This is a genomic window from Actinomycetota bacterium, assembly GCA_040754375.1.
Classification (GTDB): Bacteria; Actinomycetota; Acidimicrobiia; order Acidimicrobiales; family AC-14; genus JBFMCT01.
This window is the reverse complement of record JBFMCT010000010.1, coordinates 67232-86780: the sequence shown is the minus strand read 5'-3', so window position 1 is coordinate 86780 and position 19549 is coordinate 67232. Positions and strand designations below refer to the sequence as shown.

Here is a 19549-nt window from a genome sequence, read left to right as displayed (position 1 = left end):
CCCAGCCCGCGAGTTGGGGTGAACGAAACGCATGGGCAGATCTCACGGCCTCCGCTGGGCAGTTCTGATGGCCACGACCGGGCAGTTCCGCTGGCCGCCTATGGGCAGGACGAGATGGCCCTTGACATTCCGGGACGCCTGGTACCTGTCGCGCAAGGCTGGGCCCGCGAGGATCGCACATAGGTGTTCGCCAGATGCGACATCGACACCGGGCAACCCGAACTGCATAGAGTCGCCCATACGCCACACAGTAGACGCGCTTCGCGCGTGACGAGGACGAACTATCGGCGGCGATTGGTCCCGCCAGGACGAGGTTTCACCGACAACCCGGCGCACATGATGGCCTATGACCGCAGCCAAGTTTGCCGGGGGCGATCACGAGGGTACGGACGAGGGCACGGCCCTTCACCCCGCCACGGTGGTGACAGACGTCACCAAACGCGCTCATCGGGCGAGCGCTCAGGTCCAGCAGCCGGCGGTGCGGCAGCTCGTTGCTCAGCTCACTCCCGCCGCGGCGCGCCTGGTAAAGGTCGCGGCCGTACTGGGGCCGTGCTTCTCGCTCGACGTGCTGAGCGACGTCATGGGCGAACCGGTCGGGGCCTTGCTCCCGTCGATCGACGAAGCGGTGGCGGCCGGGGCTTTCATCGTGTTCCCGACGACCGTCGGGTTCCGCCACGAAGCGGTACGAGATGCGCTCTACGCCGAGGTCCCCGAGCCGGCGCGGCGGGCCCTGCACCGCCAGATCGGCACCACGCTGCTCGGCCGGGGGGGATCGGCCGTCGCAGCCGCCCGGCATCTCCTCGAAAGCGCCCGCGAAGGAGACTGCATAACCCTGGACTGCCTGGACCGGGCCTCGGCCGAGGCCTTGGCCGACTCGCCGGCGGCGGCCGCCGACCTGGCCCTGCGGGCGCTGACCCTGACTTTACCGGCCGACGAACGCCGGCTTGCGCGTGGTCTGTTCACCGTCGACGCCCTCGTACGGGCCCAGCGACTGGAGGAGGCGGCGGCGCTGGCCCGCTCGGTGCTCGTCGACCCGGCTCTGGCGGCTGACGCCCGGGCGCAGTTGCGCCTCACCCTGTCGTCCATCCTCTTCGGGAGCGGCCTCCCCGCCGAAGCGGAGGCCGAGGCCGAGAAGGTGCTGGCCGAGCCGGATCTGGACGAGTCCCTCTACGCCGGGGCGGAGATCTCCCGGTTGTTCGCCATCCTGGCCGAGGACGATCTGCCCCGCGCCCGGCGGCTGGCCGAGTCCATCCTGGCCGGCGAGCCCGAGTGCCGGGGAGACGCCGCCCTGGCCGGGGCGCTGATGGCGCTCTCGTTCCTGGCCTGGCGCGAGGGCCAGGTCGCCGACGCGCTCGGGCTCCTGCGGGCCGCTGTCCGTCGCGCCGACCGCGGGCCGGTCGAGGGACGTCGCGTCCATCCGCACCTCTGCCTGGCCGCCAAGCTCACCGCCCTGGGGGAGTTCGAGGCCGCTGACGGCGCCGTCACCCAGGGCGAGTTGGGCACGACGGCAACCGGCGACACGGTCTGGGCGTCGGCGCCCGACGTGTTCCGCGCCCGCCTCCGCCTCGCCGCAGGCCGGCTGGACGAGGCCCAGGCCCACGCCGAGGCCGGCCTCCTTCACGCCGAGGCGACGGGCTGCCGCTTCTTGGTCCCGATGGCCCTCTCGGTGCTGGCGGCCGTCGCCCTCCAGCGCGGCGACATCGGTGACGCCGTCCGGTACCTCGCCCGCAGCCAGGTGGGGCCGCCGTCCACCCGCGCCGTGTTCGCACCCACGATCTACTCCTGGGTCGAGGCCCAGTTGGCGGCAGCGGAGGGCGACCGGGAGCGTGCTCTGCGCGCCCTGGCGAGCAACGGCATGGGTACGGCCGGGGTCGCTTCTCTGCTCGTCGAGGAGGCGGCCGCCGCCGCCTTCGTGGTGCGCTTGGCGCTTGCTGCCGGCGACCGGTCGCAAGCCCAGGCCGTGGTGGCGTGCGCCCAGCGCCTGGCCACCCACCCAGGCGACGGTGGCGCCTGCTACCCGGCCCTGATTGCCGCCGCCGAGCACGCCCGGGGCCTTCTCGAGCGCGACCCGCAGATACTGCTGCGGGCGGCCGCGACCCACCGCCACCCGTGGGCCGCCGCGTCTGCCCTGGAGGACGCAGGGACCATTCTCGCCGAGCGGTCCGACCTCTCCGGCGCCATCGGCTGCTGGGAGAGCTCGCTCGACACCTACCAGGCGTGCGGGGCCGCACGGGACTCGTCCCGGGTGCGTGCCCGGTTGAGGGAGGCCGGCGTCCGCCGCCGGCACTGGCGGCACGCCGATCGCCCCATCTCGGGATGGGGCAGCCTTACCGACGGGGAGCTACGGGTGGCCGACCTGGTGGCCGAGGGGCTCACCAACCCCCAGGTCGGCGAGCGCATGTTCGTCTCGCGCCACACCGTCGACTTCCACCTTCGCCAGATCTTCCGCAAGCTCGCAATCTCGTCGCGAGTCGACCTCACGCGGTTGGTAATGGTGCACGCGGCGGCAAAGGCATGACCTGCCTTCGCCCCTGCTACGCGGGGTGGGGCTGTTTGCCGATGCCGGATGGTTTCGCGATTGGCTGATTCGGCCACGTCAAGAGCGAGTGGCCGCACCTGGAGGACATCACCGACCCCGTGGTCCTCGAGGCCGAACTGGCGAGGGTCAGGACCGAATACAACGGGGTGCGCCTTCACGAGGCCATCGGCTACATCACCCCGAACGACGAGCACGAGGGCCGTGGCGAGACAATCCGCGAGGCCCGCCGGCAGGGTCTCGCCCGAGCCCGAGAGGAGCGGCTCGCTTACCATCGCCGGACCGACACCGAGACCACCGAGGCGACCCCATGAGTTGGTTCACTTCCAGCCCGGGTTCCGCGGTTAAGTCAGACAGACCGCAATTCGGAACCTACGGCGAGCGGTTGTCGCTCCAGTGGGGCGTCGCAAAGTCGACGTCCAAGTTTTGTCCGAAGGTGCCGTTGTAAACTTCGAACCGCAATTTCGAGTGAGGTGCGTAGCCCTGTGCGATCAGTCCGTAGACGCTCCAGCCTCCGAGAGGAACCGTGATGTTGCGGGCGGCAGGCTCGTCGCCGTTGATCCCAAGCCCCCACAGGGCGAGAGTCACGGGGCAGGGGATTTGGGCGTTGCATCGGAGCGCCACCTCGGCGGTGAACACGTGGTTCGAAGCAACGGGGAAATTGACATCCTGCAGCGCCACGTCGACGGCGCCGGCGGCGACGACGTGGAGGCCGAGTCGTCCCGCTCGGCCGGGGCGCTACGTGCTGGCCACCAGCCTCACGCCGGCGCAGGCCACCACGGCCCGGTGGTCGTCGCCTACCGCCGCCTGCTCGAGGTCGAGCGGCGCTTCCGGGTGCTCAAGGACTTCCTGCACCTGCGGCCCGTCTACCACTGGACCGAGGACCGCGTACGCGGCCACATCGCCATCTGCGTCTACGCCGCCGTCATCGAGTCCCTCATGGCCGCCGACCTGCGGGCTGCGGACGTGCGCGACCCTGACCTCGACGACCAGCACCTCAGCCCGGCCCGGGCGATGCGGGAGCTCGCCCGCGTCCACGCCGTCGTGCTCGACGCCGGCGGCAGGTGCATCGAGCTTATGACCCGCCGGTCGGCCTTGCAGGCGGACATCGACGCCTTCGGGGGTCGTGGGGCCGGGCCCGCATCGCGTAGGAGCAGATCAACCGGCCCTTGTAGTGACAAACACCCTCGATCGCGCCCCGCTGACCAGCATGTTCGCGATCACCGTGTCAAAGTCGAGTCAAGGGACTCGTCGCGAGCCAGGTCATGATGTCGACCGCGCAGGTATCATTCGATTGTGCGGAGCGCGACAAATCGGGACACCCGTTCTGACGATGATGGTGACATGCCAGTGTGGGGAGGTCGCAGCCGGTGGTGGATCGGCGTTGGCGCGACGATCCTCGTAGTGGTACTCGTCGGGGTTGCGCTGTATGCGTTCTCCGAGATGGCAGCAAGGACCGCGGACATTCCGTGCCGGTACAGGGAAGAACGCGAGGGCACCGGCTTCGAGACCGCCCACGGACTGACCCCGGATGAGTTCACAGCGGGGCGCAAGCTGTCCTTCGTCGTGCGGCAGGTCGATGTACCGGGAACGGAGCCCAGCACGATCGTCCGAGTCTCCCGCTGCGGTGTCCCACAAGGCGTCGATGTCGTGGTGTACGTAGCCACGCGTACTTGACCTCATGTAGGCGGGCGACGCACCGCTCGACCACGCGCGCCACTGCGCACTCTCGTGGCGCCATGGCGCCATGCGCCACCACGCGGCGGCGGCCCATGCAAGGACCACTCTCTCGACGCGATCGAGCTGGGGTGGCGTCCATCCGCTGGTGTAGAAGTCGACGGGCGTAGGTTCCTTCGAAGAGCTACCAACTCACGAAGGAGGACCTACACCCTGACCGAACGAGTATCCCCCAGCCAGAGCATCCGCGCCGAGATTGACGACCTGATCGCCGGCGCCGAGCGGGGCAGCCTGCTCGATGCCTACAAGCACCGGATCATCCGGCAGTACCTGATCCTCGACGAGAGCGGCGACGCGCACGTGGCCGGCAACGGTGGGTCGCTCCAGCCGCTGCCGGTCGGCGACGCCCTCGGCGCCATCGGCGACGAGTCGCCCTCCACCTGGCCCGTCGCCGCCCCGTCTTGGCGGCCGCCATCACCACCCGGTCCGCCACGGTGGGTATGCCGAGCGGGTGGGTCTCGCCCGGCTTGCCCGGCTTGGGGATGTGGACCCTCCGCAGGGGCTTCGGGCGATACCTCTTACCCCGCCGCTCTGCGGCGAGCCCGTCGAGGAAGGCTCGCACTCCCTGGACGCCTCCGTCGGCGATGTGAGTGATGCTCACGCCGTCGACGCCGGGGGCCCCTGGTTGGTGGCCACGTCGATCCAGGCCCGCCACATCACGTCGCTGCGGGCGAGGTGGTCGTAAAGGGCGTGGAACCGACGCTCTGGGTCTTGCTTGGCACTGCGATACAGCACGCGTTGGAGCGCTCGAACCTTGTCCACGCCCTCGGCGTGGCTGACGGACCTAGCCGATCGCTCGGCACTCATCAGGGCTCCTCGCCTCCTTCGTCGTGCACCGGTGAAGCAGGGGCCCTTCGCTCAGGCCGGGTTGTGTTGTCCCAGCCGTCGTCGCTACTACGACCCCCTCCGACTCCCTCTCGGCCGCCCGCCACTTCCCGTCGACGGTTATAGGCGGGCTCGCTCCCGCCCCCGCAGGGCGGGGCCGAGGAGGGCCTCTCCAGTTCCCACGAAAACCGTCTGACCGTTCCACGCCCCCTACGCCGGAGGGTCCTTCGGCGCCCGCTCCAAGTTCCCAGGCGCCTTCCGTGGCCTTCGCCGTCGCTGGTAGCGGCTCGGCTCCCTCTGGGTCCCACTTGCCTGGGCAAAATGACGCTTAACCCGCCTTCGCCACTGCTGCGCGGGGTGGGGCTTTGCCGATACCGGATGGTTGACGACACCTTCCCAAGGCCCCGTTGCGGCACAAGCAGCCGTAGCGGTAGCTCAGGAGGCGGTTGAAGGTGAAGGGCGCCCGTCGACGGTTCGAGCCTCCTGGGGGGGCGACCCGTCCCCGGCCAGGTGCTGGTGGACGAGGCGCACCGCCATGGCGCCCTCGCCGACGGCGGCCGCCACCCGCTTGATCGAGCCGCTGCGAACGTCCCCAGCCGCGAACACGCCGGGCAGGTTCGTCTCCAGCGCCACCGCGTGGAGGTCGCCGGAGCCGTCGCGCGCGCCGGTCCCGGTGAGCACAAAGCCGTCCTCGTCGAGCTCGACCTGGCCGGCGAGCCAGTCGACGTGAGGGTCGGCCCCGATGAACACGAACAGGGCGCGCGCCGGGACCTGCAGGCGTTCGCCGGTCTGGTTGTTCTCGGCGACGACCGCCTCGAGGACCTCTTGGCCGACGAGCTCACGCACTTCGGTGTGGCGCAGGACCTCGACGTTCGGGTTGCGTTCGATCTGGTCGACGAGGTAGCGGGACATGTCCTTGCCCAGGTCCCCGCCCCGGATCAGCAGGCGTACGCAGGCCGCGTGCCTGGTGAGCGACAGGGAGGCCTGGCCTGCCGAGTTCCCGCCGCCCACGACCACGACCGGGTCGGACCGGCACATCTGCGCTTCGACCTCGGTGGCGGCGTAGTACACACTCGTGGGTTCGAACTCCTCGAGCCGCGGCACGGGTAGCCTGCGGTAGCGCGCACCGGTGGCCAGCAGGAGGGTGCGGCCCGCCACCTGTTCACCGCCCTCGAGGTGGACGACGTAGTGGCCGTCAACGCGCTCGAGAGACGAGGCCTTCAACGGCACGGTGATCCGGGCCCCGAACCGCTCGGCCTGGACGACCGCTCGCTCGGCCAGTTCCGGACCGGAGATCCCGGCCGGGAACCCGAGGTAGTTGTCGATGCGGGGGGAAGTGCCGGCCTGGCCACCGGTCGACACGCCGTCGACGACCACGGTGTCCAGGCCCTCGGAGGCACCGTAGACGGCGGCTGCCAAGCCGGCAGGTCCGGCGCCGACGACCACGAGATCGCACAGCTCGCCGGCCGAGTGGGGAGCGACCAGCCCGGCGGCCCGGGCGAGGTCGGCGTTGGAGGGGTTCCGCAGGATGTCGCCACCGGGGCAGACGATGACGGGGGTTTCGTGGGGCTCGACGCCCAGCCGGCGAAGGAGAACCTCCGACGACGGGTCCTCCTCGAGGTCGATCCAGCGGTGGGGGGCCGCGAACTCGCGCAGCCTCCGGGTGTCGGGCGAATGCCGGGACCCCAGGATCTTGAACCCGGCTCCCATCCCGATGAGGGCCCAGCGCCGGAGGAGGCAGGACCGCAGGATGAGGTCGCCCAAGACAGCGTCGCGCGCCACGACCTCACGTAGCTGGTGCAGCGGCACGGCGAGGACCTCCCCGGGCTGCTGCACGACGGCCGACACCAGAGTGACCTGGCCCGTGAGCAGGCCGACCTCGCCGAGGAAGCGCCCGGGGCCGTGGACGCTCAGCACCCTGTCCTCGGCGCCGTATCCCTCCACGATCGCCACTGCCCCGGTGAGGACCACGTAGAGCTCGGAGACCCGCTCTCCCGCGTTGAACAGCACGTCACCGGTCTGCGTTGTCCGCCGTTCGCCGTACCGCTCCAGGCTGCGGATCTGCTCTTCATCGAGCCGCGGATGGGCCCCGGAGCCATCCGGCGTCTCGTGCGGCCCGGCCGGCTCGCCGTCCATCTACAGGAGCCGCCCGCGAACACTCTCGGGTCGGCCGATCAGCACGCTTGAGCCGCATGCCAGCTTCCGCCAGACAATTGTCGAACCGGTCGAGCAGGCTTGGCTCTCGCACCCCTGTTCCGTCGCCATGAGAGACTCTCGCCCGCCCGGCCCGGCCCGCACATCCCGCGATCGCGTGGTCCGGCCCGCCGGCCGGCCTTCGGGCTGGTCGCCAACGCAGCCTGGTTCGACGCGATCACGATGCCGCATGAGCTCGTCGTTGCGCGAACTACGTACTCACGGGATGCAGGGCCCTGCTCAAGCCGTCAGGCTCTACAAGGCGGGGCCGCGAAGCTCAACAGCTCGGGGCATACCGCGGTCGTGGGCCAAAGGCGGGGCTCACGAGGAGGGCGGCAGATGGAACAGGAGTGGCCATCACCGAGGGCCTGCCCCGGTGAGCGCGGGCCCGGACATCAGGAGGTGACGCAATGGCCGAGACGGTGACGCTGGCACAACTCGACGCGATCCTGGCCGAAATGGCCGGCGACTGGAGCCTTGATCCAGCACACACGTCGGTCGAGGTTCCCGTCCGCCACATGATGGTCGCGACAGTTCGCGGTCGCATGCAGGCGACGCTCGGGGCCCTTCACGTCGACGACGAGGACCCCTTGCGGTCATGGGTGGAAGCCGAGCTCGACGCCGCCTCCATCGATACGGGCAGTCCCGATCGTGACCAGCACCTCAGGAGTTCCGACTTCCTCGACGTCGAGCGCTACCCGACGATCGCCTTTCGCAGCACGCGTGTCGAGGAGCAGGGCGACGGCTCGTACCTCGTGCGCGGCGACCTCACCCTGCGGGACATCACCCGCTCGGTGACGCTCCGGACGGAGTTGGGGGGTCTGGTGCGCGACCCCTTCGGCAACGACCGTATCGGCTTCTCCGGCGCGGGCAGCATCGATCGCACCGATTTCGGGCTCACGTGGAACGCGGCGCTCGAGGGGGGCGGCCTGGTCGTGAGCAACAACCTGCGGTTCACCGTCGATGCCGAGTTCACCCGGCCCGGGTCGGGGTGAGGCCAGGGCGCGAGCGGCCCCACCGATGGCGGCCACGTCCTCCTGCAGCGAGACCGCAGATACGCCGCACACTCGGGGCCCAGCCTGGTCTTCCGGCCACCTCCTGCGGGCGCCGTGCCGGGTGTAGGAACGCAATTCCCCTGCGAAGCCGGCTTCTAGACCTAGCAATCACCGCAACCGTTGATGTTCAGATAGGGGATCGCATGAAGCGTTTGCCGCTCTTCAAGAACCGTGGTTTACCCGTCCGCGCCTCGGTGGTCGTCCTAGCGCTCGTCGCGGCGGCGTGCGGCGGCGACGGCCGCGAGACCTCCTCTGGTGCACAGGGCGCCAACTCCACAGCGGCTGGCCCGGCCAAGCTCCGCGTGTCCTTCGTACCCGCCACGACCGTACTGCCGCTGCACGTGGCGAAGGAGAAGGGGATCTTCGAGCGCAACGATCTCGACGTGACCTTGGAGCAAGCGGCGAACATCTCCGACATCCCCGCGACGCTGGGCCGCCAGTTCGACATCGCGCTTGCCACGGCCACCGACCTCATCCGGGCCGGGGGTGCAGGGCTCGACGTCGTCCAGGTCGCGGGCAACACGATCAGCTCCAAGGCGAACCCCTTTGCCCAGATCATCGTCCCCGCCGACTCCGGGATCACCGACGTCGCTCACCTCAAGGACAAGACGGTCGGTACGCCGACGCTGAGCGGGGTCATCCACGCCGGCGTCCTGTGGGCGGCGAAGCAGCAGGGCGTCAACCCGGACTCGATCAGGGGCGTCGAGGCGCCGTCCCCGAACCTTCCTGACCAGCTCAAGGCCGGGCGTATCGACGCCGTCGAAGCGCTGGAGCCCTTCGCCACCAGCCTGAAGCGGGACGGCTTCGTCTCGATCGGCGACCCGTTCTCGCCCATCGCCGACCCCCTCGCCACCAACTTCTGGATGGCCCAGGGATCGTGGGCGAAGGACAATCGTGCGGCCCTTGAGCGCTTCGTCCAGTCATTGAAGGAAGCCGATATCTTCATCCAGCAGAACAACAGCGAGGCTCGTCAGGTCCTGCAGGGCTACACCGGGATGGCGGCGCCCATCGCCAACTCCGTCGCCCTGCCCACCTACAACTTCGACATCCGCACGCAGGACCTCGGCCGGTGGGTGCAGGTACTGAAGGACATCGGGCAGTTCGGAGGCAACGTCGACCCCAACAAGCTGGTCCTCACGCCTCCCGGCCGATGACCGTGGCCACGGACGCGCCGCGAGGCAGGACCACCGCCCCGGCGACGAAGCCCGTCGTCTGTCAATGCCGGAACCTCAGCGTCGAGCTTGGCTCCACGGAAGGTCCGCGGCGAATCCTCCAAGGGATCACCGCGGACCTGCGGGAAGGCGAGTTCGTCGCGATCATGGGCCGCTCGGGCACTGGTAAGACGACCCTGCTCCGAGTGCTCGACGGCCTCATCGAGCCGGCGCCCGGTTCGGAGGTGCGCTTCCGGGGCCAGGCCCTGGACGGGCCACCGAAGGAAGCCGTTTTCATCTTCCAGAACTACGCCGCATCGCTGCTGCCGTGGCGCACGATCGAGAAGAACGTGGCCCTCGGCCTCGAGGGGAGGGTGCCGTCGAAGGACGAGATCCGTCAGCGGGTCACCGATGCCCTGAACATGGTCGGGCTGGCGGAGCGAGCCAAGGACTACCCATGGAGGCTGTCAGGCGGCATGCAGCAGCGAGTGCAGCTGGCCCGGGGACTGGCGATGGATGCGTGCGTCCTGCTCATGGACGAGCCGTTTGGTGCTCTCGACGCCATGACCAAGTCCTTGCTGCAAGACGAGCTCCTGCGAGTCCACCAGGAGCGGAAACCGACGGTCGCCTTCGTCAGCCACGACATCGACGAGGCCGTATACCTCAGCGACCGCATTCTGATCCTCGGGGGCATCCCGGCCACGATCGTTCGCGAGGTCACAGTCGAGCTGCCCCGCCCGCGCCACCAGCTGGCTACGAAGGAGCTGCCCGAGTTCCACCGTCTTCGCCGCCTGGTATACGACGAGATCGTGCGCGGCCATGGCTAGGCACGCCCCGTGGTCCGGGGGCGTCAACCTTCTCGGGCTGGTGACCCTGGCCGCCCTCATGGGGGTGTGGGAGGTCGTCGTGCGGACGGCAGCGGCCGACTTCGAGTTCCTCCCCGCCCCCTCAGGCGTCGCCGGCGCATTCGCTTCCCTGGTCTCCTCGGGTGACCTCTTCGCCCCGGTCGCGCACACGCTCCGGTCGGCGCTCGTGGGCTGGGTGATCGCCGGGGTCATCGGGGTCACCCTCGGGGTGTGGCTGGGCCTCTCGAACACCGCGTGGCGGTACTCGATGGCCAGCGTGGAGATCGTCCGTGCGATCCCGCCCATCACACTCGTCCCGGTGTCGCTGTTGGTCTTCGGGTTCTCGCTGCGGATGGAGCTCGTGTTGATCGTCTATGCCGGGGCGTGGACCGTGCTGATCAACACGATCGACGGCGTGCGCAGCCTGCGACCCGAACTGGTCGACGTCGGGCAGATGCTCCGTATGTCCAAGCCCGCTCGGATCCGGAAGCTGATCCTGCCCTCGGCCGTGCCCTCGATTGTCGTTGGCCTGCGCCTGGCGATGTCGCTGTCGCTGGTGCTGGCGGTGGTAGCCGAGATGATCGGCAACCCCAGCGGGCTGGGCAACGCCCTGGTGCGCGCCCAGCATGCACTGCAACCGGAGCAGATGTTCGCCTACGTCGTCACGATCGGGATCCTGGGCGTCGTGCTCAACACCGGCCTCCGCTACGTCTCGGAGCGGGCATTCCCGGCGCTGGCGGCCGGCCACGGGGGCGTCGCGTGATGGCCGCCGTCCAGGCTCCCGTCCCCCACGACACGGCTGGCGCGAACGACGTCCACCCCCCCGGCATCCGCCGGCGTCCGCGAGACGGGCAGGCCCGGCGAACGTCTGCGTTCCCCCCGCTGCGTGGCCTGCTCCCGCTGGCCGCCCTCCTGCTGATGTGGCAGATGCTGGGCTCGGAGGGCTCGCCGTACTTCCCACCACCGTCCACATGGATCGACGGGGTCCGCGATCTCTGGAGCACCGGAAGGCTTCGGCCCGCGGCGGTTCAGACGCTTTCCACCTTCGCCATCGCGCTCGGCGTCGCCACCGTGCTGGGGGTGCTCCTCGGGCTGCTCGTGGGGGCCTCCGCCAAGGCCGACCGGGCCTTGGGACCGACCCTCGAGTTCGTACGGGCCATGCCGCCGGCCGCGATCGTGCCCATCGCCGTGCTGTTCATCGGTTACGGCACGACGATGAAGGTTGCCGTCGTCACCTTCGCGGCCATGTGGTCGGTCCTACTCAACACCCGCACCGGCGTCCGCTCGCTCGATCCCGTGCTCCTCGATATGGCGAGGTCCCTTCGCCTCGGCCCCGTCGAGCGCTCGCGCAAGTGCGTCCTGCCCGCCTTGTTGCCCTCCATCTTCCTGGGCGTGCGCGTCGCCGCGCCATTGGCGCTCGTCGTCACACTGCTGGTCGAGATCGTGACCAGGGTCGACGGCGTAGGCGCCCTGATCGCCAACGCCCAGCGGAGCTATCTCGCGGGCCAGGTGTTCGGGCTGATCCTCGTGGCGGGCCTGTTCAGCTTCGTCGTCAACGGGATGGTGTCGGTGCTGCAGGGCTTCGCCTTCCGCAACCGGCCAGTCGGCTAGGGCCGAGCGCAGCCCGTGTGCAGCCGCACGCTCTACCACTGATAGATCACTACACGAAGGAGACACGCTCATGGCAGGAGTTCTGGGTTACCACCACGTGAGCCTCAGCGTCTCGGACCTCGGCAAGAGCGCCGAGTGGTACCGCCAGACGCTCGGGTTCGAGACCGTCGCCGAGATCGAAGGCGACGGCTTCCGTCGGGCCCGCATGCTGGCTGGCAGCGGCGTGACGCTGACGCTCACGGCGCACGAGCAGCCGCCCGGGGAGCCGTTCGACGAGCGCCGGGCCGGCGTCGACCACATCGCCTTCAACGTCGGGAGCACCGAAGCGGTGCAGGAGTTCAAGGACCGGTTCGAAGAGCTCGGCGTCGTCCACTCGGAGGTCAAGCAACCTGCGAGCGGGAGCGCCATGATCACCCTGCGAGACCCCGACAACATCCAGCTCGAGGTCTTCGGCGGCGCGGTCGCCCCGGCCCTCGCGGCGCCGGCCTGAAGCCCCAGCGCAGGAGTTCGCGACCTGGCAAGCCGACTACCAGGCGGAGGCTGTCCCAGCCGGGTGGGACAGCCTCCGCCATCGAGCACCGTCCCTCCGTTGGGCGACCTTGAGCCCGGGATGAACCGACGGCCAGACCCGAGCCGGCCGGAGCCCTTTCCTTCGCCCCTCACCGGAACACCGATGCCCAGCATCAGCGGACCAGCTCGTCCTCCCACCCGCCCCGCCTGACCCCCTCGTCCAGCAGCCGCCGGAGCGTGAGGCGGTCCGAGGCCAAGGCGACAACCTGGAAGCCGGGACCGTCGAGGGCGAGCAGTGCCGCCCCCGGGGCGAACGCCGTGGACGGTGGGCCAGCGCCACCGCCCACGACCACGACCGTCCCGACGGCCCGGGCCGTCCCCGCCACGGCCGGCGTCGCACCACCGCGGTGGTCGGGCCCGAGAGCCAGCTCGTGGCGAAGCAGGGGCACGCCCCCAACCTCCACCGACAGCCTGCTGGTCACCGACCCGGAGGTCTCGCCATGGCGGCCGAGCACGATCTCCTCCACCCAGTGCAGGCGCGCCCCTCGGGCCAGGGTGATGTCGGCGTCGAGCCGGTGGCGGCAGCCGCGAGCGGCCACCGTCGGTTCCACCAGCCACCGCAGCGCGCCGCCCGCCCCTACCCGGGCCCGTACCGCGACAGAGGACGGGTACACCCCGGGCAGGGCCACGGAGGCGGCGGACGAACGAACTGTCAGGTCCGCCCCCTCCTCGACCTCGACCTCGATTCGTAGGTCGTCCCCACCGAGAGGGCCGGCGGCGCTGCCCACGAGGTAGACGGCCTCGGGCGTGGGGCGGAGGGTGAGCGGCGGCTCGCACCGGATGCGCGACAACCTGCCCCCCGGGGACGCGACCAGCCTGGCGGTGGCGATCACCCCGGGGCCGCGACCGCCGCTGCCCCGAGCCGGTCACGTACCCAGGCCGACACCGCTAAAGCCGACGGGTCGTCGACCAGCGAGCAGAAGACCACTGGGCGCTCACCCCGTTTCGCTGCCGCGTCCCGGGCCATGACCGCCAGATCGGCGCCGACCAAGGGAGCCAAGTCGGTCTTGTTGACCACGAGAAGGTCGGACTTGGTCACCCCCGGGCCGCCCTTGCGGGGCACCTTGTCCCCGCCGGCCACGTCGAGCACGAAAACCTGGAAGTCGACCAAACCGGAGCTGAACGTGGCCGTGAGGTTGTCGCCCCCGCTCTCCACGAGCACGAGGTCGAGAGGGGCGAACCGGGCCTCGAGCTCCTCGACGGCCGCGAGGTTGGCGGAGATGTCGTCGCGGATCGCGGTGTGCGGGCAGCAACCCGTCTGCACCGCGATGATGCGGGCCGTGTCGAGCACCCCCGCTCGGCGCAGGAACTCGGCGTCTTCGTCGGTGTAGATGTCGTTGGTGACAACCGCCAGTTCGATCTCGGGCCCCAGGGCCCGGCACAGGGCGGCGACCAGCGCGGTCTTCCCCGTCCCCACTGGGCCGCCGACACCGATACGCACCGGACGTTCACGAAGCAAACAGACGCACCTCCTGGGAAGCGTGGTGCTGAGCACCGATGTCGAGCCACGGGGCCGACGCCGCGGGCAGGCGGTCGAGGGGGCCGGACGCGGCGGCCGCCGACTCGGCCGCAACCGCCTCGACCTGCCGGTCGAGGCTGGCGACGAGAGCCCACGTGGCGAACGGGTCGAGGCCCAGCAGCCGGAGGGCGGCGGCCGCCGGACCGGCCACCGACTCGTAGGCCGCCCAGCGGGCCACCTCCATCACGGAGGCCCCCGCGGCCCGGCCCACGATCCCCATGGCCACCGCGTGGTGGGCGTCGCCAGTCGGCAACCGCCGACCCAGCACGGCGGCCCCCGCACGGAGCAGGTGGCGGCCCTGGGCCCTGGACGCCGCCCGCAGAGCAGGCGAGGCCATGCGGGCGGACGCCTCCCGGTCGAGCAGGTCGAGGCCGTGCCCTCCCCCGCAGGCCGCAGCGGCCAAGGCGGCGGAAACCCGCCCGGCAGTGGCCAGCCGCCCCACGAGGAACGGGCCGAGCTCGTCGACGTCGGCCAGGCGCCCCCCGGCCACGGCCCCCTCGACGCCCCCCGAGTGGGAGTAGCCCCCCGAAGGGAACCGCCCGTCGGCCAGGAGCAGGACGAGCGCGCTCAAAAGAGGAAGTACCGCTGGGCCATCGGGAGCTCGGTGGCGGGCTCCGGTTCGACGGCCTCACCGTCGATCCGGACGGTGAACGTGTCCGGTTCGACAGTGATCTCGGGCAACGTGGCGTTCTCGGGGAGGTCGGCCTTGGTACGCCTCCGGACGTCGGTCACCGCCACCAGGGAGCGCCGTACGGCCAGCCGCTCGGCCAATCCCGCTTCGAGGGCAGCCGGGGCCACGAAGGCCAAGCTGGTGGCCGCGGCGGCCAGCGGAGATGCCCCGAACATGGGCCGGGCCAGCACGGGTTGGGGCGTGGGGATGGAGGCGTTGGCGTCACCCATGGCCGCCCAAGCGATCATGCCCCCCTTCACGACGACGTGAGGCCGCACCCCGAAGAAGGCCGGTTCCCACAACACGAGGTCGGCCAGCTTGCCCACCTCCACCGAACCGAGCTCGGCGTCGAGGCCATGGGCCACCGCCGGGCAGATCGTGTACTTGGCCACGTAGCGACGGGCACGCCGGTTGTCCGATCCCTTCGGATCGCCCTCCAGCGCACCACGCCGGCGCTTCATTACATGGGCCGTCTGCCAGGTGCGGACCACGACCTCGCCGATGCGGCCCATGGCCTGGGAGTCGGAGCCGATCATGGAGATGGCCCCCATGTCGTGGAGCACGTCCTCGGCGGCGATCGTCGAGGGGCGGATGCGGCTCTCGGCGAAGGCCAGGTCCTCGGGGACCGAAGGGTTGAGGTGGTGGCAGACCATGAGCATGTCGAGGTGCTCGTCGATCGTGTTGACGGTGTGGGGGCGGGTCGGGTTGGTCGACGACGGCAGGACGTTGGGGTGCGACGCCACCGTGATGATGTCGGGCGCGTGCCCCCCGCCCGCACCCTCGGTGTGGTAGGCGTGGATCGCCCGCCCGGCGATGGCCGCCAGGGTCGACTCCACGAACCCCGCCTCGTTGAGGGTGTCGCTGTGGAGGGCGACCTGCACTCCGGCGGCGTCCGCCACCGACAGGCAGGCGTCGATGGCCGCGGGGGTCGACCCCCAGTCCTCGTGCAGCTTGAAGCCGGCCGCACCCGCCCGTAGCTGCTCCCACATTCCCTCCGCCGAAGTCGTGTTGCCCTTGCCGAGAAGGACCACGTTGACCGGCCACGGGTCCAGGGCCTCCAGCATGCGGGCCAGGTGCCAGGAGCCCGGCGTCACGGTGGTGGCCTTGGTCCCCTCGGCCGGCCCCGTCCCGCCACCGACGAGCGTGGTCACCCCCGAGGCCAGTGCTTCCTCGATGACCTGGGGGCAGACGAAGTGGACGTGGCAATCGACCGCGCCGGCTGTCAGGATGCGGCCGTTGCCGGAGATGACCTCGGTCGACGGCCCGATGACGAGGGCCGGGTCGACCCCGTCCATGGTGTCGGGGTTCCCGGCCTTGCCGAGGGCCACCACCCGGCCTTCGCGTATGCCGACGTCGGCCTTCACCACCCCCCAGTGATCGAGCACCACCGCCCCGGTGATGACCGTGTCGGGCGCCCCTTGGGCCCGGGTCGCCCGCCCTTGGCCCATCGACTCTCGTATCACCTTGCCGCCACCGAAGACAGCCTCGTCGCCGCCCGCGCACCGGTCCTGCTCTATCTCGATGAACAGGTCGGTGTCGGCGAGCCGGACCCGGTCGCCGACGGTGGGCCCGTAGAGCTGGGCGTAGCGCTCCCGCGACAGCTCGCTCACGAGGGCGCCCGGGCAGGCCCGAGCTCAGCCGAGGGCTTCGAACGCAACCCCGGCACGAGCCGGTCCCCTCCGATCGGGACGAGCCCGACCTCTTGGTCGAGGCCCGGCTCGAAGCGGACCGACGTCCCCGCGGGCACCGCCAGCCGCTGACCCCAGGCCAGGGCCCGGTCGAAGGCCAGCGAGGGGTTGGACTCGGCGAAGTGGTAGTGGGAACCAACCTGGACAGGGCGGTCACCGGTGTTCAGGACCACGACCGTCGTTACCGGCTTCCCGCCGTTGATGATGACGGGCCCCTCCCCATGGACCACCTCACCGGGCCTCACCCGATGGGCTGGTGCAGGGTGACCAGCTTGGTCCCGTCGGGGAACGTCGCCTCCACCTGGACCTCCCCGACCATCTCCGGGACACCCTCCATCACGTCATCGACGGTCAGCACGGACCGCCCGGCCTCCATGAGGTCAGCGACCGACCTCCCGTCGCGCGCCCCCTCGAGGACGAAGGAGCTCAGGACGGCCACCGCTTCGGGGTGGTTCAACCGAAGGCCTCGGCCCTGCCGTTCCCTGGCCAGGCCGGCGGCCACGTGGACGAGTAGGCGTTCCTGCTCGTGGGGGGTGAGCCTCATCGCGCCGCCGTCAGACCGCCAGGAGGCGACGGACGGCCTCCTCCTCCAGGCTGGCCGCCTCACCCGAGGCGACGACCTCACCGGCATCGAGCACGACGTAGCGATCGGCCAGCCGGAGGGCGAACTCGACGTACTGCTCGACCAGCACGATGCCCATCCCGGTGCTGGCGTGCAGCTGAGCGATGGCGTCTTCGATCTCGAGGATGATCGACGGCTGGATGCCTTCGGTGGGTTCGTCCAGCAGGAGCAGCCTCGGGCGGGTGACGAGGGCACGGGCGAAGGCCAGTTGCTGGGCCTGGCCACCCGAGAGGAAGCCTGCTCGCCGGCTCAGGAGGGGCTTGAGCCGGGGGAACAGGTCGAGGGCGTCGGCGGTCGCCCCCGCCGGCCCGCCTCCGCCCCGGCGGCCGCCGGGGGCGTCGGCCGCGATGGCCAGGTTCTCGGCCACCGTGAGCTGGGGGAAGACGGGGTGGCCTTGGGGCACGTAGCCGAGCCCGAGGCCCACCCGGTGGTCGGGGCGCTGGCCGGCGAGGTCGGTACCGTCCCACAGGACCCGCCCGCGGCTGGGCTTCAGCACCCCCATGATGGAGTTGAGCAGCGTCGACTTGCCCACGCCGTTACGGCCCATCACGCACAGCAGCCCGCCGTCAGGCACTTCCAGCGACACACCGAACAGCACCTGGCTGCGACCGTAGGCGACATCCAACCCCTCCACCGAGAGCATCAGAGGTCCGCTCCCGTCCGGGTGTCGCGGCTACGACCGAGGTAGACAGCCTGGACGTGGGGGTCGGCCTGCACCTCGGCGACCGTGCCCTCGCACAACACCCGGCCCTCGTGCATGACCGTCACACGGCTCGCGAACCGGCGCAGGAACTCCATGTCATGTTCGACCACGATGACCGTGCGGGTCCGGGCGATCTCGTGTAGGAGCTCGCCCGTACGCGAGCGCTCGTCCTTGCTCATGCCCGCCACCGGCTCGTCGAGCAGCAGCAGCTTGGGCCCCTGGACCAGCAGCATCCCGATCTCCAACCACTGCTTCTGGCCGTGGGAGAGCACACCGGCCGGGGCCTCGGCCCGGCCGGCCAGCCCGACCGTCTCCAGGGCAGAGGCAACCTCGGGCTGGACGCCCCTGCGCCTGCGCAGCAGTTGGCGCAGCGGTCGCCGGAAGCTGGCGGCCAGGTCGAGGTTCTCCAGCACGCTGAGCTGCTCGAACACCGACGGCGTCTGGAAGGTCCTCCCGACGCCCATGGCCACGATGTCGAACTCGGCCTTGCCGAGAAGGCTCTGCCCGTCGAATCGGACCGTTCCCGACTGGGGCCTGGTCATCCCCGTGATGACGTCGATCAGGGTGGTCTTGCCTGCCCCGTTGGGCCCGATGACGAAACGCACCTCGCCCTCGTCGACGGTCAGGTCGAGACCGTCGATGGCCTTGAACCCGTCGAACACCACCGACAGGCGGCGGACCTCCAGCACTCCCCGGGCTGTGCCGTTCGGCCCGGCGCTCACTTGGCCGGCTCCAGGGTGGGGGCGGGCTCGCTGGGGGCTGTGGCCGAGCCGACCACCGTGCCCTTCACGGTGACCCGCCGGCGCTTGACCTTGAGGGCCTCGGCCAAGCCGGCCAGGCCCTTGGGGGCGAAGGCCACGACGGTGATGAACAGTGCCCCCTGCAGGTAGAGCCAGCCCGAGGGGTAGTTCTCCGACAAGCCCGTCTTGGCGTAGCCGACCAGGACAGTGCCCACGGCCGCGCCGACCAACGTCGCCCGGCCCCCGAGAGCCACGCCGATCACCAGCTCCAGGGAGGGGACGATCCCCAAGAGGGCCGGAGACATGATCCCGACTACGGGCACGAACAGGGCGCCGGCCAGGCCGGCCATGCCGGCGGACACGGTGAAGGCCAGCACCTTGACCTTGGTCGGGCTGTAGCCGAGGAACCGCACCCGGTCCTCGGCGTCGCGGCACGCCACCAGCAGGCGCCCGTAGCGGCTGGCCACGAGCTGGCGGGCGATCAGAAAGACGGCCCCCAGGCAGATCGCCACGACCAGGTAGAGCAGACGCTGGTTGGTGGGGTCGTTCAGGTCGTAGCCGAAGAGCGTGCGGATGTTGGTCAGGCCGTTGGTACCGGCCGTGTAACCCTGCTGGCCGATGAGCAGGATCACGAAGGCGGCGGCCAGGGCCTGGGTCAGGATGGCGAAGTACGGGCCTCGGATGCGCTTTCGGAAGACGAGGGCACCCAATCCCGCGGCCAGCCCCATGGGCAGCAGGACGGCCGCCGGGAGGGCCACCCAGGCGTTGGCGAAGGGCTTCCACAAGCCGGGTACCTCGGTCAGACCGTTGTAGACCATGAAGTCGGGCAACCCGTCGGGACCGGCCTCGGCCAGCTTCAGGAACATGCCCATCGAGTACCCACCGATCCCAAAGAAGAGGCCTTGGCCGAGGGTCAGCATCCCTCCGTAGCCCCAGGCCAGGTCCACGCCGATGGCGACGATGGCGAAGCAGAGGTACTTGGCCAGCAGGCTCAGGCGGAAGTCCGACATCAACGCCGGGGCCGCCACCAGCAAGACGAACCCGACACCCAGGAACCAGGCGAGCCGGTTGCGGTTGAACTTGA

23 protein-coding genes are annotated in these 19549 nt (G+C 70.4%); 10 read left to right on the top strand and 13 right to left on the bottom strand.

Annotation, left to right across the window (positions count from 1 at the left end; all coding sequences use genetic code 11):
• Window positions 1-478 precede the first annotated feature (478 nt).
• Window positions 479-2518 carry a LuxR C-terminal-related transcriptional regulator gene (locus AB1673_06755; GenBank protein ID MEW6153673.1) on the top strand — a complete coding sequence of 680 codons (2040 nt, stop codon included), beginning with the start codon at window positions 479-481 and terminating at the stop codon, window positions 2516-2518.
• 119 nt (window positions 2519-2637) lie between these two features.
• Window positions 2638-2850 carry a hypothetical protein gene (locus AB1673_06750; GenBank protein ID MEW6153672.1) on the top strand — a complete coding sequence of 71 codons (213 nt, stop codon included), beginning with the start codon at window positions 2638-2640 and terminating at the stop codon, window positions 2848-2850.
• A 58-nt stretch (window positions 2851-2908) separates the two neighbouring features.
• On the opposite strand, the gene AB1673_06745 is transcribed toward AB1673_06750, so the two are convergent.
• Window positions 2909-3175 carry a hypothetical protein gene (locus AB1673_06745; GenBank protein ID MEW6153671.1) on the bottom strand — a complete coding sequence of 89 codons (267 nt, stop codon included), beginning with the start codon at window positions 3173-3175 and terminating at the stop codon, window positions 2909-2911.
• Between AB1673_06745 and AB1673_06740 the strand changes: the two genes are divergently transcribed.
• Together AB1673_06740 and AB1673_06735 are read left to right on the top strand one after the other, a co-directional pair.
• Window positions 3176-3805 (top strand): hypothetical protein, encoded by a 630-nt coding sequence (locus tag AB1673_06740; GenBank protein MEW6153670.1) that lies wholly within the window; start codon window positions 3176-3178, stop codon window positions 3803-3805. It abuts the gene before it with no gap.
• Window positions 3806-3880: 75 nt separating this feature from the next.
• On the top strand, window positions 3881-4213 hold the full coding sequence (locus tag AB1673_06735) for a hypothetical protein (GenBank protein MEW6153669.1): 333 nt from the start codon (window positions 3881-3883) through the stop codon (window positions 4211-4213).
• A gap of 192 nt (window positions 4214-4405) precedes the next feature.
• Here AB1673_06735 and AB1673_06730 read toward each other — a convergent pair whose 3' ends face one another.
• The 3 genes from AB1673_06730 to AB1673_06720 all read right to left on the bottom strand — a co-directional run bounded on the left by AB1673_06730 (window position 4406) and on the right by AB1673_06720 (window position 7234).
• On the bottom strand, window positions 4406-4573 hold the full coding sequence (locus AB1673_06730; GenBank protein ID MEW6153668.1) for a hypothetical protein: 168 nt from the start codon (window positions 4571-4573) through the stop codon (window positions 4406-4408).
• Window positions 4574-4870: 297 nt separating this feature from the next.
• Window positions 4871-5080, bottom strand: coding sequence for a hypothetical protein (locus AB1673_06725; GenBank protein ID MEW6153667.1), 210 nt, complete (start codon window positions 5078-5080; stop codon window positions 4871-4873).
• Window positions 5081-5533: 453 nt separating this feature from the next.
• The gene (locus AB1673_06720) at window positions 5534-7234 is read right to left on the bottom strand and encodes an FAD-dependent oxidoreductase (GenBank protein MEW6153666.1); all 1701 of its coding nucleotides are present in this window, start codon (window positions 7232-7234) and stop codon (window positions 5534-5536) included.
• A 467-nt stretch (window positions 7235-7701) separates the two neighbouring features.
• Between AB1673_06720 and AB1673_06715 the strand changes: the two genes are divergently transcribed.
• The 6 genes from AB1673_06715 to AB1673_06690 all read left to right on the top strand — a co-directional run bounded on the left by AB1673_06715 (window position 7702) and on the right by AB1673_06690 (window position 12443).
• Window positions 7702-8286, top strand: a complete 585-nt coding sequence (locus AB1673_06715; protein MEW6153665.1) for a YceI family protein — start codon at window positions 7702-7704, stop codon at window positions 8284-8286.
• A 203-nt stretch (window positions 8287-8489) separates the two neighbouring features.
• Window positions 8490-9500: an ABC transporter substrate-binding protein gene (locus AB1673_06710; GenBank protein ID MEW6153664.1), complete on the top strand. Its 1011-nt coding sequence runs from the start codon at window positions 8490-8492 to the stop codon at window positions 9498-9500.
• Window positions 9501-9613: 113 nt separating this feature from the next.
• Window positions 9614-10324 carry an ABC transporter ATP-binding protein gene (locus tag AB1673_06705; protein ID MEW6153663.1) on the top strand — a complete coding sequence of 237 codons (711 nt, stop codon included), beginning with the start codon at window positions 9614-9616 and terminating at the stop codon, window positions 10322-10324.
• Window positions 10317-11105 (top strand): ABC transporter permease, encoded by a 789-nt coding sequence (locus AB1673_06700; protein MEW6153662.1) that lies wholly within the window; start codon window positions 10317-10319, stop codon window positions 11103-11105. The genes AB1673_06705 and AB1673_06700 overlap by 8 nt, the downstream gene beginning before the upstream one ends.
• Window positions 11105-11953: an ABC transporter permease subunit gene (locus AB1673_06695; protein MEW6153661.1), complete on the top strand. Its 849-nt coding sequence runs from the start codon at window positions 11105-11107 to the stop codon at window positions 11951-11953. The genes AB1673_06700 and AB1673_06695 overlap by 1 nt, the downstream gene beginning before the upstream one ends.
• Before the next feature lie 70 nt (window positions 11954-12023).
• Complete coding sequence (locus AB1673_06690) at window positions 12024-12443, top strand: VOC family protein (protein MEW6153660.1); 420 nt, start codon at window positions 12024-12026, stop codon at window positions 12441-12443.
• A 193-nt stretch (window positions 12444-12636) separates the two neighbouring features.
• On the opposite strand, the gene AB1673_06685 is transcribed toward AB1673_06690, so the two are convergent.
• Genes AB1673_06685 through urtC form a run of 9 tightly spaced genes read right to left on the bottom strand, consistent with a single transcriptional unit; the run spans window position 12637 to window position 19517 of the window.
• Window positions 12637-13356, bottom strand: a complete 720-nt coding sequence (locus tag AB1673_06685) for an urease accessory protein UreD (protein ID MEW6153659.1) — start codon at window positions 13354-13356, stop codon at window positions 12637-12639.
• The gene (gene ureG, locus AB1673_06680; GenBank protein MEW6153658.1) at window positions 13353-14018 is read right to left on the bottom strand and encodes an urease accessory protein UreG; all 666 of its coding nucleotides are present in this window, start codon (window positions 14016-14018) and stop codon (window positions 13353-13355) included. Before ureG ends, AB1673_06685 begins: the two co-directional genes overlap by 4 nt.
• Window positions 13972-14613, bottom strand: a complete 642-nt coding sequence (locus tag AB1673_06675) for an urease accessory UreF family protein (GenBank protein MEW6153657.1) — start codon at window positions 14611-14613, stop codon at window positions 13972-13974. The genes ureG and AB1673_06675 overlap by 47 nt, the downstream gene beginning before the upstream one ends.
• Window positions 14610-16322 (bottom strand): urease subunit alpha, encoded by a 1713-nt coding sequence (locus tag AB1673_06670; protein ID MEW6153656.1) that lies wholly within the window; start codon window positions 16320-16322, stop codon window positions 14610-14612. Before AB1673_06670 ends, AB1673_06675 begins: the two co-directional genes overlap by 4 nt.
• Window positions 16319-16645: an urease subunit beta gene (locus AB1673_06665; GenBank protein MEW6153655.1), complete on the bottom strand. Its 327-nt coding sequence runs from the start codon at window positions 16643-16645 to the stop codon at window positions 16319-16321. Before AB1673_06665 ends, AB1673_06670 begins: the two co-directional genes overlap by 4 nt.
• Window positions 16642-16944 (bottom strand): urease subunit gamma, encoded by a 303-nt coding sequence (locus AB1673_06660; protein ID MEW6153654.1) that lies wholly within the window; start codon window positions 16942-16944, stop codon window positions 16642-16644. The genes AB1673_06665 and AB1673_06660 overlap by 4 nt, the downstream gene beginning before the upstream one ends.
• A 10-nt stretch (window positions 16945-16954) precedes the next feature.
• Window positions 16955-17665, bottom strand: a complete 711-nt coding sequence (gene urtE / locus AB1673_06655; protein MEW6153653.1) for an urea ABC transporter ATP-binding subunit UrtE — start codon at window positions 17663-17665, stop codon at window positions 16955-16957.
• On the bottom strand, window positions 17665-18447 hold the full coding sequence (urtD, locus tag AB1673_06650) for an urea ABC transporter ATP-binding protein UrtD (GenBank protein ID MEW6153652.1): 783 nt from the start codon (window positions 18445-18447) through the stop codon (window positions 17665-17667). Before urtD ends, urtE begins: the two co-directional genes overlap by 1 nt.
• Window positions 18444-19517: an urea ABC transporter permease subunit UrtC gene (urtC, locus tag AB1673_06645; GenBank protein ID MEW6153651.1), complete on the bottom strand. Its 1074-nt coding sequence runs from the start codon at window positions 19515-19517 to the stop codon at window positions 18444-18446. The genes urtD and urtC overlap by 4 nt, the downstream gene beginning before the upstream one ends.
• Window positions 19518-19549 lie beyond the last annotated feature (32 nt).

What these genes read in the sequence shown, in the direction of transcription:
- AB1673_06735 (MEW6153669.1), top strand. Translation starts at nt 3,881, where the DNA reads ATGCCAGTGTGGGGAGGTCGCAGCCGGTGGTGGATCGGCGTTGGCGCG.
- AB1673_06725 (MEW6153667.1), bottom strand. Translation starts at nt 5,080, where the DNA reads ATGAGTGCCGAGCGATCGGCTAGGTCCGTCAGCCACGCCGAGGGCGTG.
- AB1673_06720 (MEW6153666.1), bottom strand. Translation starts at nt 7,234, where the DNA reads ATGGACGGCGAGCCGGCCGGGCCGCACGAGACGCCGGATGGCTCCGGG.
- AB1673_06715 (MEW6153665.1), top strand. Translation starts at nt 7,702, where the DNA reads ATGGCCGAGACGGTGACGCTGGCACAACTCGACGCGATCCTGGCCGAA.
- AB1673_06710 (MEW6153664.1), top strand. Translation starts at nt 8,490, where the DNA reads ATGAAGCGTTTGCCGCTCTTCAAGAACCGTGGTTTACCCGTCCGCGCC.
- AB1673_06700 (MEW6153662.1), top strand. Translation starts at nt 10,317, where the DNA reads ATGGCTAGGCACGCCCCGTGGTCCGGGGGCGTCAACCTTCTCGGGCTG.
- AB1673_06695 (MEW6153661.1), top strand. Translation starts at nt 11,105, where the DNA reads ATGGCCGCCGTCCAGGCTCCCGTCCCCCACGACACGGCTGGCGCGAAC.
- AB1673_06690 (MEW6153660.1), top strand. Translation starts at nt 12,024, where the DNA reads ATGGCAGGAGTTCTGGGTTACCACCACGTGAGCCTCAGCGTCTCGGAC.
- AB1673_06660 (MEW6153654.1), bottom strand. Translation starts at nt 16,944, where the DNA reads ATGAGGCTCACCCCCCACGAGCAGGAACGCCTACTCGTCCACGTGGCC.
- urtE (MEW6153653.1), bottom strand. Translation starts at nt 17,665, where the DNA reads ATGCTCTCGGTGGAGGGGTTGGATGTCGCCTACGGTCGCAGCCAGGTG.